This is a genomic window from Chlorogloea sp. CCALA 695 (assembly GCF_003003885.1).
GTDB lineage: Bacteria > Cyanobacteriota > Cyanobacteriia > Cyanobacteriales > Chroococcidiopsidaceae > Aliterella.
Genome location: NZ_PVWN01000010.1, coordinates 85,457 through 99,906 on the forward strand (window position 1 = coordinate 85,457; position 14,450 = coordinate 99,906).

The 14,450-nt window shown below is 42.6% G+C and carries 16 protein-coding genes; 11 read left to right on the forward strand and 5 right to left on the reverse strand.

Annotated features, from left to right (window positions below; genetic code table 11):
- Nucleotides 1-53: 53 nt before the first annotated feature.
- The gene (locus C7B70_RS28290) at nucleotides 54-176 is read right to left on the reverse strand and encodes a hypothetical protein (RefSeq protein WP_255409317.1); all 123 of its coding nucleotides are present in this window, start codon (nucleotides 174-176) and stop codon (nucleotides 54-56) included.
- Nucleotides 177-265: 89 nt separating this feature from the next.
- Here C7B70_RS28290 and C7B70_RS07925 point away from each other — a divergent pair, with 89 nt between their 5' ends.
- The 9 genes from C7B70_RS07925 (at nucleotide 266) to C7B70_RS07965 (ending at nucleotide 7,279) form a co-directional block, all read left to right on the forward strand.
- The gene (locus tag C7B70_RS07925) at nucleotides 266-865 is read left to right on the forward strand and encodes a DNA-3-methyladenine glycosylase (RefSeq protein WP_106368522.1); all 600 of its coding nucleotides are present in this window, start codon (nucleotides 266-268) and stop codon (nucleotides 863-865) included.
- Nucleotides 859-1,659, forward strand: a complete 801-nt coding sequence (gene rsmA / locus C7B70_RS07930; RefSeq protein ID WP_106368523.1) for a 16S rRNA (adenine(1518)-N(6)/adenine(1519)-N(6))-dimethyltransferase RsmA — start codon at nucleotides 859-861, stop codon at nucleotides 1,657-1,659. The genes C7B70_RS07925 and rsmA overlap by 7 nt, the downstream gene beginning before the upstream one ends.
- 85 nt (nucleotides 1,660-1,744) lie before the next feature.
- Nucleotides 1,745-2,881, forward strand: coding sequence for a citrate synthase (locus tag C7B70_RS07935; RefSeq protein WP_106368524.1), 1,137 nt, complete (start codon nucleotides 1,745-1,747; stop codon nucleotides 2,879-2,881).
- A gap of 172 nt (nucleotides 2,882-3,053) precedes the next feature.
- The gene (gene nuoH, locus C7B70_RS07940) at nucleotides 3,054-4,172 is read left to right on the forward strand and encodes an NADH-quinone oxidoreductase subunit NuoH (protein WP_106368525.1); all 1,119 of its coding nucleotides are present in this window, start codon (nucleotides 3,054-3,056) and stop codon (nucleotides 4,170-4,172) included.
- A gap of 35 nt (nucleotides 4,173-4,207) precedes the next feature.
- The gene (gene ndhI, locus C7B70_RS07945) at nucleotides 4,208-4,801 is read left to right on the forward strand and encodes an NAD(P)H-quinone oxidoreductase subunit I (RefSeq protein ID WP_106368526.1); all 594 of its coding nucleotides are present in this window, start codon (nucleotides 4,208-4,210) and stop codon (nucleotides 4,799-4,801) included.
- A 66-nt stretch (nucleotides 4,802-4,867) separates the two neighbouring features.
- A complete protein-coding gene (locus C7B70_RS07950; RefSeq protein ID WP_106368527.1) occupies nucleotides 4,868-5,503 on the forward strand; it encodes an NADH-quinone oxidoreductase subunit J in 636 nt (211 codons plus the stop codon).
- A 38-nt stretch (nucleotides 5,504-5,541) separates the two neighbouring features.
- Nucleotides 5,542-5,847, forward strand: coding sequence for an NADH-quinone oxidoreductase subunit NuoK (nuoK, locus tag C7B70_RS07955; protein WP_106368528.1), 306 nt, complete (start codon nucleotides 5,542-5,544; stop codon nucleotides 5,845-5,847).
- A gap of 4 nt (nucleotides 5,848-5,851) precedes the next feature.
- Nucleotides 5,852-6,775 carry an NAD(+) kinase gene (locus C7B70_RS07960; protein WP_106368529.1) on the forward strand — a complete coding sequence of 308 codons (924 nt, stop codon included), beginning with the start codon at nucleotides 5,852-5,854 and terminating at the stop codon, nucleotides 6,773-6,775.
- 21 nt (nucleotides 6,776-6,796) lie between these two features.
- Complete coding sequence (locus C7B70_RS07965) at nucleotides 6,797-7,279, forward strand: hypothetical protein (protein ID WP_106368530.1); 483 nt, start codon at nucleotides 6,797-6,799, stop codon at nucleotides 7,277-7,279.
- Nucleotides 7,280-7,283: 4 nt separating this feature from the next.
- Here C7B70_RS07965 and menB read toward each other — a convergent pair whose 3' ends face one another.
- Both menB and cobU read right to left on the reverse strand, forming a co-directional pair.
- Entirely contained in the window at nucleotides 7,284-8,117 is an 834-nt protein-coding gene (gene menB, locus C7B70_RS07970; protein WP_106368531.1) for a 1,4-dihydroxy-2-naphthoyl-CoA synthase, read from the reverse strand.
- Nucleotides 8,118-8,183: 66 nt separating this feature from the next.
- The gene (gene cobU / locus C7B70_RS07975) at nucleotides 8,184-8,735 is read right to left on the reverse strand and encodes a bifunctional adenosylcobinamide kinase/adenosylcobinamide-phosphate guanylyltransferase (RefSeq protein ID WP_106368532.1); all 552 of its coding nucleotides are present in this window, start codon (nucleotides 8,733-8,735) and stop codon (nucleotides 8,184-8,186) included.
- Nucleotides 8,736-8,919: 184 nt separating this feature from the next.
- Here cobU and C7B70_RS07980 point away from each other — a divergent pair, with 184 nt between their 5' ends.
- The gene (locus C7B70_RS07980; protein WP_106368533.1) at nucleotides 8,920-9,552 is read left to right on the forward strand and encodes a hypothetical protein; all 633 of its coding nucleotides are present in this window, start codon (nucleotides 8,920-8,922) and stop codon (nucleotides 9,550-9,552) included.
- Nucleotides 9,553-9,556: 4 nt separating this feature from the next.
- Here C7B70_RS07980 and C7B70_RS07985 read toward each other — a convergent pair whose 3' ends face one another.
- Nucleotides 9,557-10,894, reverse strand: coding sequence for a proton extrusion protein PcxA (locus tag C7B70_RS07985; protein ID WP_106368534.1), 1,338 nt, complete (start codon nucleotides 10,892-10,894; stop codon nucleotides 9,557-9,559).
- An 85-nt stretch (nucleotides 10,895-10,979) separates the two neighbouring features.
- Between C7B70_RS07985 and C7B70_RS07990 the strand changes: the two genes are divergently transcribed.
- Nucleotides 10,980-13,130, forward strand: a complete 2,151-nt coding sequence (locus tag C7B70_RS07990; RefSeq protein ID WP_106368535.1) for a hypothetical protein — start codon at nucleotides 10,980-10,982, stop codon at nucleotides 13,128-13,130.
- Here the strand turns inward: C7B70_RS07990 and C7B70_RS07995 are convergent.
- On the reverse strand, nucleotides 13,063-14,430 hold the full coding sequence (locus C7B70_RS07995) for a serine/threonine-protein kinase (protein WP_106368536.1): 1,368 nt from the start codon (nucleotides 14,428-14,430) through the stop codon (nucleotides 13,063-13,065). The two genes, C7B70_RS07990 and C7B70_RS07995, sit on opposite strands and share 68 nt — an antisense overlap.
- Between the last annotated feature and the right edge of the window lie 20 nt (nucleotides 14,431-14,450).

Sequence of the window (14,450 nt, forward strand, 5' to 3'; positions counted from 1 at the left end):
CCAAGCTGGCACGAGTGAGGGGTGAAAAACATTAAATTTTATGTAGCTTGGATTCAATGAGCCGAACCATTGCCATGATAGTTTTTTGAGTCATAAAACCCATTTTTAGTCCCAAAAAATAGGCAAGAGATTGTAAATACTACCGTTAAACCTACTAATATCAGCTTGATATCCATTTTTGCTTGTCTCCGTAATAACTGTACTGCTTGCTTTGTAATTATTACAATTGAGCTAGACCGTGCAATGTTACTTTAGCTAATTTGCTTTGCTTAATTCAACAGTATTTAATCAAATTGTACCGAATTTTTTGGCGCGTCCAGCAACAGAAGTTGCACCCTTACTTTTAGGCTGCGTTTTGGTACGTCAATTACCGAATGGGCAAATTATCCGGGGAGTAATAGTCGAAACGGAAGCTTACGCGGCGGGAGATCCAGCTTTTCATGCTTACAAAAGTCGTACTGATCGCAATGGCGTTGTTTTTGGCGCGCCGGGAATCAGCTATATTTATTTAATTTATGGGATTTATCATTGCTTTAATGTGGTTACAGACCTTGATGGAGTGCCAAGTGCGGTATTAATTCGGGCTTTGCAGTTGGAAAACGTACCAGAAGGGGAAAACTTACACAAGTTCGCCGCCGGGCCAGGGAAATTGTGTCGAGCAATGCAAATTGATCGCAGTTTAAATGCTTGTCCGTTACAGCCAGGTTCGGCGCTATGGTTAGAGCATCGCAGCGAGGAATTTATAAACAAATTGGCAACAGGAGAGATTGGTTTTGTCCAAACTACCCGCATTGGGCTTTCTAAAGGTGTAGAGTTACCTTGGCGGTGGTATATCAAAAATTGTCCGGCGGTTTCAAAGTGGTAAGAGCGCGGAAGATTTTTGCCCAACATTGGCTAAAAAACGAGAAGGTGCTGCAAAAAATAATTAAAGCAGCAGAAATTACAAAGAGCGATCGCATTTTAGAAATTGGGCCAGGTACAGGGGTATTGACTCGCCAATTGTTACCTCTAGCTGAATCGGTAGTTGCCGTGGAAATTGACCGCGATTTGTGCGGTTTACTAGCAAAGCAACTCGGTAAAGTTAGCAACTTTTTACTGTTGCAAGGAGATATTCTCAGTCTACAATTGCCAGATTACGCCGCCTGCGCCAATCTTAATAAAGTAGTGGCAAATATTCCTTACAATATTACAGGGCCAATTTTAGAAAAGTTGCTGGGGAAAATTTCCATCCCACCCGCGCAAAACTTTGACTCGATTGTAATATTGGTGCAAAAAGAAGTCGCCGAGCGATTGTACGCCAAACCCGGTAACAGAGCTTTTGGGGCGCTATCGGTGCGAGTTCAGTATTTGGCAGAATGTGAATTAGTTTGTCCTGTCCCCGCGCACTGCTTTTCGCCACCGCCAAAAGTAGATTCAGCCGTTGTGCGGCTGCGTCCTCGGCAAACACTACCCCCAGCAACTAATCCGCAAAAGTTGGAGACTTTGGTAAAGCTAGGTTTTGCCACTAAGCGCAAAATGTTGAGAAATAATCTGATTTCTGTAGTAGAGCGAGAGAAACTTACTCAATTGCTAGAACAATTAGAAATCAACCCCCAAGCTCGCGCGGAGGATTTGAGTGTAGCTCAATGGGTGACTTTGAGCGATCGCCTAGAACTTTAAAAAGAAAAAATGCAATAGTTGCAGCAGATTCTGATAAGTTAGCCGAAGTATTATTTAGTGATTATTAATTTTTGCTGGTGTAGCTATGTCTCTATGCGAATTTAAGCCCGGATTGGAAGGCATACCCGCCGCCGAATCGAGTATTAGCTGTGTCGATGGACAACTGGGAATACTTGAATATCGGGGCATCCGTATTGAAGAATTAGCCGAAAAAAGTACATTCTTAGAAACGTCTTACTTACTAATTTGGGGTAAACTACCAACCACACAAGAACTTGCCGAGTTTGAGCATGAAGTTCGTTACCATCGCCGGATCAAGTATCGGATTCGAGACATGATGAAATGTTTTCCCGAAAGCGGACACCCAATGGATGCGTTGCAAGCCTCCGCCGCCGCTTTGGGCTTATTCTACTCGCGCCGCGACCTAGATAACCCTGTTTACATCCGCGATGCGGTGGTGCGCCTTTTAGCCACAATTCCGACAATGGTGGCCGCCTTTCAACTCATGCGTAAAGGTAACGATCCGGTGCGCCCGCGCGATGACTTGGATTACTCCGCCAACTTTCTCTATATGCTCAGTGAAAAAGAACCCGATCCCTTATCGGCGCGGATTTTAGATATTTGCCTCACCTTGCACGCCGAGCATACAATGAATGCCTCAACTTTTAGCGCCAGAGTTACAGCTTCAACTTTGACCGATCCTTACGCGGTGGTTGCTTCCGCCGTTGGTACGTTGGGCGGCCCTTTACATGGCGGCGCAAATGAGGAAGTAATCGGGATGTTAGAAGAAATTGGCTCGATAGAAAACGTCCGCCCTTACATAGAAGACCGATTGCAACGCAAAGCAAAAATTATGGGCTTTGGTCATCGCGTGTATAAAGTCAAAGATCCCAGAGCAACTATTTTGCAAAACCTAGCAGAGCAACTGTTTGAGAAGTTTGGGCATGATAAATACTACGATCTTGCTTTAGAGATGGAACAAGTAGTTGCTGAAAAACTCGGTCATAAAGGAATTTACCCAAATGTTGACTTTTACTCAGGTTTAGTGTACCGAAAGTTAGGGATTCCCACCGATTTATTTACGCCAGTATTTGCGATCGCTCGTGTAGCGGGATGGTTGGCTCATTGGAAAGAACAACTAGCAGAAAACCGAATTTTTCGCCCCAGCCAAGTTTATAGTGGGTTGCACAAAGAACTTTATGTGCCGATTGAGCAGCGATAAACGGTGTAATTAACTTCTCTAGGCAAGGATATACTAAGCAGTGGAATGTGTAAAAAATCTTTACTCTCGTTTTTGTTAGTTTAGACAACCAAACACAAAGTAAATTTACAAGCTTTAGCCGTCAGCTCTAAGAGTGTAAATAACTTAAACCTTTGATGTGAAGAGCGTAAACATGAATTCAGGCGTAGACCTCCAAGGAACCTTTATTGAATCTCTAATCCAGCTAGGCTTACCTGCGGGTACAGCTAAAGCTATTTGGATGCCATTACCAATGATATTAATGATTATTGGGGCAACCGTAGGGGTATTAGTTACTACCTGGCTAGAGCGAAAAATCTCCGCCGCCGCCCAGCAACGAATCGGCCCTGATTTTATGGGCCCTTTTGGGTTACTTGCTCCGGTGGCTGATGGATTAAAGCTAGTTTTTAAGGAAGATGTAGTACCAGCAAAAGCCGATTCTCTGCTATTTACTTTAGGGCCAATTATTGTTGTAATTCCAGTATTTGTGTCTTTCTTGGTAGTACCTTTTGGGCAGAATCTTGTAATTACCGATGTCGGTACAGGGATATTTTTATGGATTGCTTTATCTAGCATTCAGCCGATTGGCTTACTAATGGCGGGTTACTCCTCTAATAATAAATACTCCCTCTTAGGAGGGTTAAGAGCCGCCGCCCAGTCGATTAGTTACGAAATACCCCTATCATTGGCGGTACTTGCGATCGTGATGATGTCTAATAGCCTTAGTACCATTGACATTGTTAATCAACAGTCAGGTTACGGAATTTTGGGCTGGAATGTATGGCGACAGCCTATCGGTTTTATTATCTTTTGGATCTCCGTACTTGCCGAATGCGAACGGATGCCCTTTGACTTACCAGAAGCTGAGGAGGAGTTAGTAGCAGGCTATCAAACCGAATACGCGGGGATGAAGTTCGGGCTTTTTTACTTAGGCTCTTATGTAAACTTGGTACTTTCTTCTTTGCTAGTAGCAGTTTTATATTTGGGTGGTTGGGATTTTCCAGTTCCCATTGAATTATTAGCTAACTTGTTCGGAGTCAGTGAAACAAGTTCTTGGCTACAGCTAATTGATGCTTCTTTGGGCATCACTATGACGGTATTAAAAGCTTACTTTTTGATATTTGTGGCGATTTTGCTGCGTTGGACTGTACCGAGAGTTCGCATCGATCAATTGTTAGATTTAGGATGGAAGTTTTTACTACCTGTAGGTTTAGCTAACTTACTCCTCACCGCCGCCTTAAAATTAACCTTTCCCGTTGCTTTTGGTGGTTAGCCCGACTTCGGAAAAATTAGAGAGAGACACTACCTATGTTCAAGTTTCTTAAGCAAGTTGGCGATTATGCCAAAGAAACGGTACAAGCTGCCCGATACATCGGTCAAGGGCTATCTGTCACCTTTGACCATATGCAGCGCCGACCGATTACCGTACAGTATCCTTACGAAAAACTGATTCCTTCAGAGCGGTTTCGCGGACGGATTCATTTTGAATTTGATAAGTGCATTTCTTGCGAAGTTTGCGTTAGAGTATGCCCGATTAATTTGCCTGTAGTTGATTGGGAATTTGACAAAGCCAGCAAAAAGAAAAAACTCAACCATTACAGCATTGATTTTGGTGTTTGTATTTTTTGCGGTAACTGCGTAGAGTATTGCCCGACGAATTGTTTATCAATGACTGAGGAATACGACCTTTCTACCTACGATCGCCACGAGTTAAATTATGACAGCGTAGCCTTGGGCCGTTTGCCTTACAAAGTCACCGACGATCCGATGGTGACACCACTGCGCGAATTTGTGTACTTACCCAAAGGCGTTTTAGAACCCCACAATTTGCCCAAGGATAGCCTTCGTGTTGGTAAGATGCCCGAAGAAATTGCCGCGCAAGAAAAACCAGTAACGAAATAGTTTTAAGTTTTGAGTCTGTTATCAATAGGCTCAAAACTACTAGCCAATCAGGAGACTAATAAAAAAGTGAATTTAGCAGAAGGCGTACAAATTGTTTCGTTCGGCATTTTGGCAGTAATGACCCTTGCCGCAGCCTTGGGAGTAGTGCTACTGCCTAACATCGTTTACTCTGCCTTTTTACTTGGAGGCGTATTTATTAGCATTGCGGGGATGTATTTATTGCTCAATGCTGACTTTGTAGCCGCCGCCCAAGTCTTAATTTATATCGGGGCAGTCAACGTATTGATTTTATTTGCAATCATGCTAGTAAACAAACGCGAAACTTTTAAGCCTTTAAATAATGCTTGGCTACGTCCAACGCTAACCGCCGTAGTTAGTGCAGGCATATTTAGCTTGTTGAGCGCAATGATTTTGGCTACCCCTTGGCAGCTTTCGCCCACTATGATACCGGGTACTAGCTCAACTATTATCATTGGGGAGCATTTGTTTACAGACTTTTTGTTGCCCTTTGAACTTGCTTCAATTCTCTTACTAATCGCTATGGTGGGGGCAATTATCCTCGCACGGCGCGAATTTTTGCCTGATCAAACCATGTCACCTAACAAAGAACAGCCAATTTTAACTTTGGCAGAACGTCCCAGAGAACTTGTCGGCGTATCTAGCGATAAAACTAGCAGCCTTGACGACGGGCGGCGCGGATAATTTAGGTGCTTACAAGTCAGTAAAAAAGCAGGAAAACTATGCAACTAGAATACTTTTTATTAGTAGCGGCGGCTTTATTTTGTATTGGCATTTTTGGCTTAATTACTAGCCGAAATGCCGTCAGAGTATTGATGTCTATAGAATTGCTGCTAAATGCGGTGAATTTGAATTTGATGGCATTTTCAAACTACTTAGATGCTCAAGAAATTAAAGGACAAGTATTTACAGTATTTGTGCTAACGGTAGCTGCGGCGGAGGCGGCGGTAGGTCTGGCGATCGTGCTAACTATTTATCGTAACCGCGACACGGTGGATATGGAGCAATTTAACCTTTTGAAGTGGTAATCGGGTGGAGTTAAAGCAGGTTATTATTGCTCATAAAGCCGCCGATACCCAAAGTCGCCAATGGGCGGAGAAATGCGCGCGGCAATTAGAAAGCCTCAATTGCCGCATTCTCATGGGGCCAAGCGGGCCAAAAGATAACCCTTATCCAGTGTTTTTAGCTTCTGCAAGCCAGCCAATCGATTTAGCGATAGTATTAGGCGGAGATGGCACGGTACTAACAGCAGCCAGACATTTAGCCCCTCACAATATCCCGATTTTGGCGGTGAATGTGGGGGGACATTTGGGTTTTTTGACGGAGGCTTTTGAGGAATTTAAGCGTTCAGAAGAAGTATGGCAGCGTTTATTAGAAGATCGCTATGCTATTCAAAGACGAATGATGTTGCAGGCGGCAATTTATGAAGGCGATCGCACTAACACCGAATTGATGAGCGATACATACCTCGCCCTCAACGAAATGTGCATTAAACCCGCCTCGGCTGACCGGATGATTACATCTATTTTAGAAATGGATATTGATGGGGAAATCGTCGATCAGTATCAAGGTGATGGGTTAATTATTGCTACGCCCACAGGTACTACAGGCTATACTGTATCTGCTAACGGGCCGATAGTGCATGATGGCATGAAAGCCATTATCGTTACGCCTATTTGTCCGATGAGTCTTTCTAGCCGTCCGTTGATTTTGCCTGCGGGTTCTGTCGTTAGCGTTTGGCCCTTAGCCGATTACGAGCTTAATACTAAGTTATGGACTGATAGTGTTTTAGGTACATCTATTTGGCCCGGACAACGGGTAGATGTAAGGATGTCTGAGCATCAAGCTAAGTTTATTATTTTAGAAGAAAACTATTCTTATTATCAAACCTTGCGCGAAAAACTCCAATGGGCGGGGGCGAGGATTCATTACGATAATAACCATCGCAATAATTGAACTTACCCAAATTATTTATCTATGCAAGATTTCAACAACGCTAGATACCTTAGCGATCAAGAAGTTTATCCTTGCCCAATTTGCGCTGTAGGTGAAATTTCGACTATGCCTTTGATGGAAGTTATGGCGTGTCAATTTTGCCGTCATATTTTTACTGCGGACTATGAAAACCAGCAGTTGCAAATGGCTGATAGACAGCCGCCTTTAATGTGGCGCTGGAATGGCAAATCGTGGAGTGACAGGCGCTTAAAAGATGTAGAACTAGGTTGGGGTTATACTTTGGGCGCGATCGCCTTTGTTATTTTGCCCACTACTTTAATTGGTATCACAGTATACGCTAGACCGCCCGTACCTAGCAGCCCGTTGTCTTGGTTTCCGGTGTTTTGGACAGGGTTAACTTTTGTATTGCATTTAGGCATTATTGCCCAGTTAATAATTGAGTTTTTAGATTTTCCCCTTGGGGCTTATTTGCAACAAAAGTTGCAAAACCTGTTACCGAGGTAAGGATTTAAGGCAACCAAGGGAAAGAGCGAAAGTTGGGGGGACGTTTTTCTAAAAATGCTTGTTTGCCCTCCGCACCTTCTTGAGTCATGTAGTAGAGCATAGTAGCATTGCCTGCGAGTTCTTGTAACCCTGCTTGTCCATCACAATCGGCGTTAAAAGCAGACTTTAGACAACGAATAGCGATCGGGCTTTTTTCTAGTATTTCTGTTGCCCATTGGATGCCTTCGGTTTCTAATTGTTCCACAGGTACGATGCAGTTAACTAAACCCATTTCCAAAGCTTGAGTAGCGGTGTATTGGCGACAAAGATACCAAATTTCCCGCGCTTTTTTTTGCCCGACAATCCGCGCCAAATAACTAGCACCAAAACCACCATCAAAACTACCAACTTTAGGGCCTGTTTGCCCAAATATGGCGTTATCGGCGGCAATAGTAAGATCGCAGATTAGGTGTAAAACGTGACCACCACCGATCGCATAGCCTGCTACTAAGGCAATTATAACTTTGGGCATAGAACGAATTAGACGTTGCAAATCTAAAACGTTGAGGCGGGGAATGCCATCATCATCTATATAGCCAGCATCACCGCGCACGCTTTGATCGCCCCCCGAACAAAAGGCGTATTTGCCATCGGTATGGGGACCATAGCCAGTAAATAAAACTACACCAATACTTGTATCTTCTCTAGCATCAACAAAAGCATCGTATAGCTCAAATACTGTTTTTGGGCGGAAGGCATTGCGCTTGTGGGGACGGTTGATGGTAATTTTGGCAATCCCATCAGTTTTGTGATACAAGATATCTTCGTAAGTTTTGGCAGTTTCCCAAATAATTGTCATAGTAAAGGCGCATCGTTTTAGCCCCAGAATTTTAACGCGGGTAGTGACTTTGAGCCAAATACCTATTTAGTCTTGACTACTAATTAAGGGGGAACCGAGAGTAGTGAGATTAAGCGCATAGCCCCCAGTAACTAAGTAAACGCTGTCAGAAATCGCGCCTATGCGTCGGACTAAATTACCCAGGCGATCGCGAAAGGTTCTACCACTAGGATAGGCTGGTACGACACCCCAGCCTGTTTCTTCGGCGACAAAAATTATTTCTTGATTACAACGATCGCGCAAAGTAAGTAACAACTCTTGGACAATTTGCTCCCATTGAGTAGCGTCTTTGTCTAATAAAGCAGCCACCCAAGTACCTAAAGAGTCAACCAATAGGCAACTAGAGGCGGGAGAAGTTGCGATCGCGCTGATTAATTGCAATTCGGGTACTTCCCAAGTCAACCAATGCTCTGGGCGACGTTTTTGATGTTTGCTTAGGCGCTCTACCCAGTCCAAATCTTCAAGATTTACTAAAGCGGTGGCTAGATAGATGACGCAATTATTTGACTTAAGTGCTAAATTTTCTGCCCATTCACTTTTTCCCGACCGAGCGGGCCCTGTAACTAAAACAATGCCCATAGAATTGTCGTTGCAGGTACAAATTACCAATATTTTTGAATTAATTGTTCGTCTTCGATACAATTAGCACCAACCCATAGCAAGGTAAAATAACTAAATTACCCTGTACCGAGTAGACATTCAGCCAAAACATTAACATGAATAGCTGTCCAATTGTAAGCTTTAGCTATGGTTAGTTTGAATTATGAAAGCAGATTTAAACAAAATTTTGGCAGCCTTGCAACAGTTAGAACAAAACCCTAATTCTAAAAGTCACCCTGCCACCTCAAATCTAGATAGCACTCTAGGTATTACTTCCGAGACGAGCAAAGCCAGTCAACCTGATGCTTCTGCACCCATTCCACCACTACAACCAAACCGTCAAGCGCCTAATCTACCTATATTCAATTCTACTAGCGAAGATGCCCCAGCCGAGGAGCCTATAGTAGTAACCACGCCGCCTACTTTTACTCAGGACTTACAGCAAATTATCCAGCAAATTGAAAGTCTTTACAGGGAAGGGCCAATTGTTGATGGTTGGCTAGAATCCTATGCTTGTGAATCGACACCAAGTAACGACAACGGAGCCGTTGATGATGTGGCGACTCCTTTAGAGTATGTCAAGGCGGCTAGGAGCTTGCAACAAGATCAGGTAATTTGTGAAGCTCCACGCTCTTGCTACCGTCTCAATGGTGTAAGTCTAACAGGTCAACAGTGGTCTTATCCATGCCCTATTGAACAGTTGCCTAGTGTAAGTTTAGCGATCGCCCGTTACGAAAAGCTACTACAATTACTCAACCGCAAATACGACTTAGAAACCCGCCTTAAATCACTGTAAATATTTACTCGTTCATATTGCGATAGGTAGCGACGGCGGAAGGAGAAATTCTGTTGAGATAGCGAAAGATCCAATACTTAAATATAGTGTCTAATATTACCGGAAAGGTAGCAATAAACAAGAAGATAAAACTGTGATTTTCAGGTAGTCCTAAATGACGAGATACACCAGATAAAATTACTTCCCAACCGTGAGGAGAATGGAAGCCCACAAAAATATCTGTAAATAAAATAATAATAAATGCTTTGGCACTATCGCTTAAGCCATATACTACCTGGTCGATAAAATCTTTGAGAATGGCAATCTCGCGTTTGCTAGTAATAAGTAGCCAGATAAAAGCTGCTAAAGCACACAAATCAGCAAATACGTTTTCAATGGCATCGGTGCTTTCATGCCGATACATTTTAGCAATATCGCCTACTTTAGCTTTAATTTTTTCTTCTAAAAATGGTGGGGAAAATTCGGTACCAGTTAAGAGTTGCTCAAACTTTAGCTTTTCCTCATATTTTTGCATTTGCTCTAAAGCTTTTTCTTCCATTTCATAATTAAGAAATATCTCTGATGCGGAGGTGCTTCTTACTCGCTCAACTATTGGGCTAACAATTAAATGTTTTGATAATTGAAAAGTCAAAAAAGGTACTATTACTAGCAATAAAACTAATTTTATGGATACAAAAGTTCGCCTTTGAGAATAACGAAACTTTTGGACAACATCTTCCTCAGATTTAGGGTCTAATTCAATCTTTAAGCGATTGAGGGTGCGGAGGATCGAGCGGGGCAAAACACTGGTTTCTTCTGCCTTGCTCTCTGAGCGCTTAGTTAACTTAGGTGGAGGTGATTTTTGCGGAATATTATCAGTAGCGATTCGTTCAATATTGGTAACTTGCGGAGGTACATCTACAGAATATTCTTTAATATCTGTGTATTTTCCTACTACTTGGTCGATAAAAGTTAGTTTGTCTAAAACAGCATCAGCATAGGTTTTAGATTGAATGTCCAAAGTATTATTAACTATAGACAAACCATTATTTCTTGCTAGTTTGAGGGTTTTTTGATTAAAATTACTAAACCACGAGCGGCTAAAATTAAACTCTGTTAAGCTCATGCGGACAGTTTTTAAAAACTTGTTAAGTTCCGAGTGTAGATAATTCATCACACTGCTACCATACAAGGCGTGTTGAGCGGGGATCTGCTCACCGTTAAAGTATTCGTCTTCCATAGCCTTAATTAGGGAAGCAGCTTCATGGGCCCTGTTGAGACTTCGCTCGGTAGTTTGCAAGTAGCGTTGATAAAGAGCGTGTAAGTAGGAAGATATATTAGAAAGCAAACTAGACTTTTTCATCGCAGAAAATTATCCAGCCTTATTCGGGCAATTTTTAAGCTTACATTAATGTACGAGGGATCTTAGCAAATCTACGAGGTAACAGTTGGTACGATTAGATTCTGTTTGGGTAACAGGTTCGAGTAATACGGGTAAAACTACGCGCTTAGTAGAGCAATTCTGTCTGTGGATGGAGTCAAAAGCCGAAAACTATAGCCAATCTCACCCCACAAAGCAAAAAGCGCTAAAAATCCCGCCAAAGTTAGATTGGCAAAAAACCGAGCCAGCAGTGTTAGTTTTTGCTGCAAATAACGACAACCGCCAAGATTTAGTAGAGCGCCTTGTCGCCGCTACTGGTGGGAGATATCCTATTCGCGCCAAGACACCCTTGGGTTTTTTGCAAGATGAGGTAATTTTATATTGGCCGTTGTTGATTGGGTTATTGAATCTCAAGGCGCAATTTCCTGTAAGACTGCGCCCAGAAACCGAGCAAGAATTAGCAACTAAACTGTGGAAACTAGATGAGGGAATGATCGCGGGAGTGGGTGAGTATCGGTTGGTGCGGCGCATTTTGGACTTATTGCAATTAGCAGCTTATAGCGGTACGCCAACGTCAGATATTGCCACAGTTTTAGCCCAAGGCTTAGAAGATGAAGTAGAGGGAATAGACTACGCTCAATTATTGCTACATTGGCGGAGTTGGTGCATGGAGAGAGGTTTATTAACCTACGGCATAATTACCGAATTGTACTATCAATATTTATTACCCGATCCAAATTACCAGCAGCATTTATTACGGCGCTATCGTTATCTACTAGCAGATGATGTTGATGATTATCCGGGGGTAGCGCGGCATTTATTTGACTTTTTGCTAGATCGAGGAGTTGTAGGCGCTTTTAGTTATAATCCTGACGGGGCGATTAGATTGGGGTTAGGCTCCGATCCTGAGTATTTAGGGGGTTTGGCTGCGCGTTGTAAAAAAGTAGAAACCTTAATAGCGTCACCCGTAAAGACTCTAGCAGAAGTGGCTATACTGATGACGGAAGTTGTAAGCCAACCACTAACGCTTGTTAGTTTACCTAGCTGTGTACAAACAATTGCGACTACTTCCCGCGCCGAATTGCTTAGAGAAACTGGGGAAGAAGTCGCCCGCGCTGTAGAATCGGGAGTAGTACAGGCGCAAGAAATAGCGATAATTGCTCCGGGCTTAGATGCGATCGCCCGTTATAGTTTAGTTGAAATTCTGCGTAAAAAAGGCATTGCTGTAGCGCCTACAAACGATCAGCGTCCTTTAAATAGTTATCCAGCAATTCGCGGCTTACTAACCTTGCTGACCTTAGTTTACCCAGGTTTAGGGCGATTGGTAGACAGAGATGCGATCGCCGAAATGTTAGTTGTCCTCAGTCCCGATTTAACTACTCAAAACACCTACAAAATCGACCCGATAAGGGCTGGTTTAATTGCCGATGCGTGTTTTGAACCTCACCCCGATCGCCCGAACTTGCTGCCCTTTGCAGCCTACGATCGCTGGGATAGATTGGGCTACACTACAACTACTGCTTACGAGCAACTATTGGCATGGATAGAAAAACAGCGCTCTCAGTACGAGATGCGGCTTTTACCTAGTCCAATTTCGCTACTAGACCGAGCAATTCAAGATTTTTTATGGCCTGGTAGCAATCTTCCTTACGACCTTGTAGCAGCGCTGCGAGAGCTATTAGAGACGGCTCAACATTATTGGGAAGTTGATATGAGATTGAGGCAAATTGAAGGGGGCGACGCGCCCGTAAACGCTACCATAGCTCAATTTATTAGCTTGCTTAGGCGAGGAACTATTACCGCCAATCCTTACCCCGTGCGTCCTATTGGTGCAGCAAGTCGCGCTGTTACTTTAGCAACTATCTTTCAATATCGCTCTAGTCGTCAGCGTCATCGCTGGCAATTTTGGTTAGATGCGGGTTCTCCTTTGTGGTTGAGTGGTGGAGCGGCGACTTTATTTGGTGCTAATTTATTTTTGCAACATCGATTTGCGCGTCCTTGGACAGCTGAGGAAGCTAGAGAGGCTGATGAGGAGCGTTTGCAAAGAATTATCCGCGATTTATTAGGGCGGGTGGAGGAGCGAGTTTACTTGTGTCATAGCGAATTAGCTGTAAATGGACAAGAGCAGCTAGGCCCATTATTAAACTTAGTTAATGCCTCGCTTCCCGTTGTTTCTGAAGCTCTAACCAGTCCCGAATCTCTTGAGCTAACCAAATAAGTTCAGCTTCGCTCAATGTCCGTCCAAAAGAACGTCTAACAAAGTGATTCAAGTAAGGGCCGAAGGCAATAGTTATACCTTTTTGTTTTCCGTTGTAGGTTACATAAATATCTTGAATATGGGCGATAAATTCTGTGTGTTTAAGATAAGTTATTTTAAATAATTTTCTTTTTATCTCTAAACTTTCAGGATTAAAGTCAATTTTTGTGTTGCCAAAATAATAGCTGATGGTATTAGCAGTAACAGGAGTAATAAAGAGTAATCCAATTATTATTAATAATATTGGAGAGCCAAGCCCAGCTATAAAACTGAAAAATACTCCAGTAGTCAAGTACAGAGCTAAAAATATAAAAATTGGATATTGTATTTCCCCTAATGCTTTTATTTGAATCTTTAAATGTGAAAAAGATTTATTTATTTTAACCTGAGTGTTGTCTGGGCGCTGGACTTTTGCGCCCAAATAAAATGATTGCCGTCTCAAATTGCTTTGATTTCCCAGCGAAGGATTTGCCAAGGCTTCGAGAGTTTGATTAACACTGCCAAATCTTCTTTCTAAACTTGGGTCTGTCAATTGTTCAAGCCAAAACACGAAACCGGGGCTAATATTTACTTTGTCGCTAAAGTGAATCCGAAAATCTTTTTGAGGCAAATCCGCCGGAGCAATACCTGTTAGTAAATGAATTAAAGTTGCTCCCAGGGCGTACAAATCTGAGGCGGGAACTGCTCTACCGCCAAACTGTTCAATTGGTGTATATCCGTAAGTTCCAACTACTGTAAATGTTCTTCCTTCTTTAGCGGCGCTATCTTGTACTGCTCCAAAATCTACTAGATAAACTTGCTCGTCTTCTCCCATAATCAAATTACTAGGCTTAATATCTCTATGCAATACTGGAGGGTTTAATTGATGCAGATATAGCAAAATATTTAGTATATCAAAGGCTATTTTAGTTACTTGTTTTTCGGTAAATCTCTGGTTTTGATTGAGTAATTCTTTTAAAGAAGCACCAGGAATATAGTTTTCTACTAGCGCAAACCACAACGATCGCTCGTCTATGCAAAAGTAATCTCTATACTTAGGAATATGAGGATGATTTAGTTGTTTGAGTACCTGTGCTTCGCGTTCAAATAGTTTGAGGTTTTCCCACTGTATTTGTCCGCCAAAAGCTAAGAGTTTAATTACAACTTGCGGATTGTCTGGCAATTGTGAATCTATGGCTAACCAGGTTTGACGCGCAGGATTATCACCTAACTTTTGTTTGAGTTGATAACGATCTTGTAGTATTGTTTCTGCTTCTAACATTTTACAATTATTAAAACTCT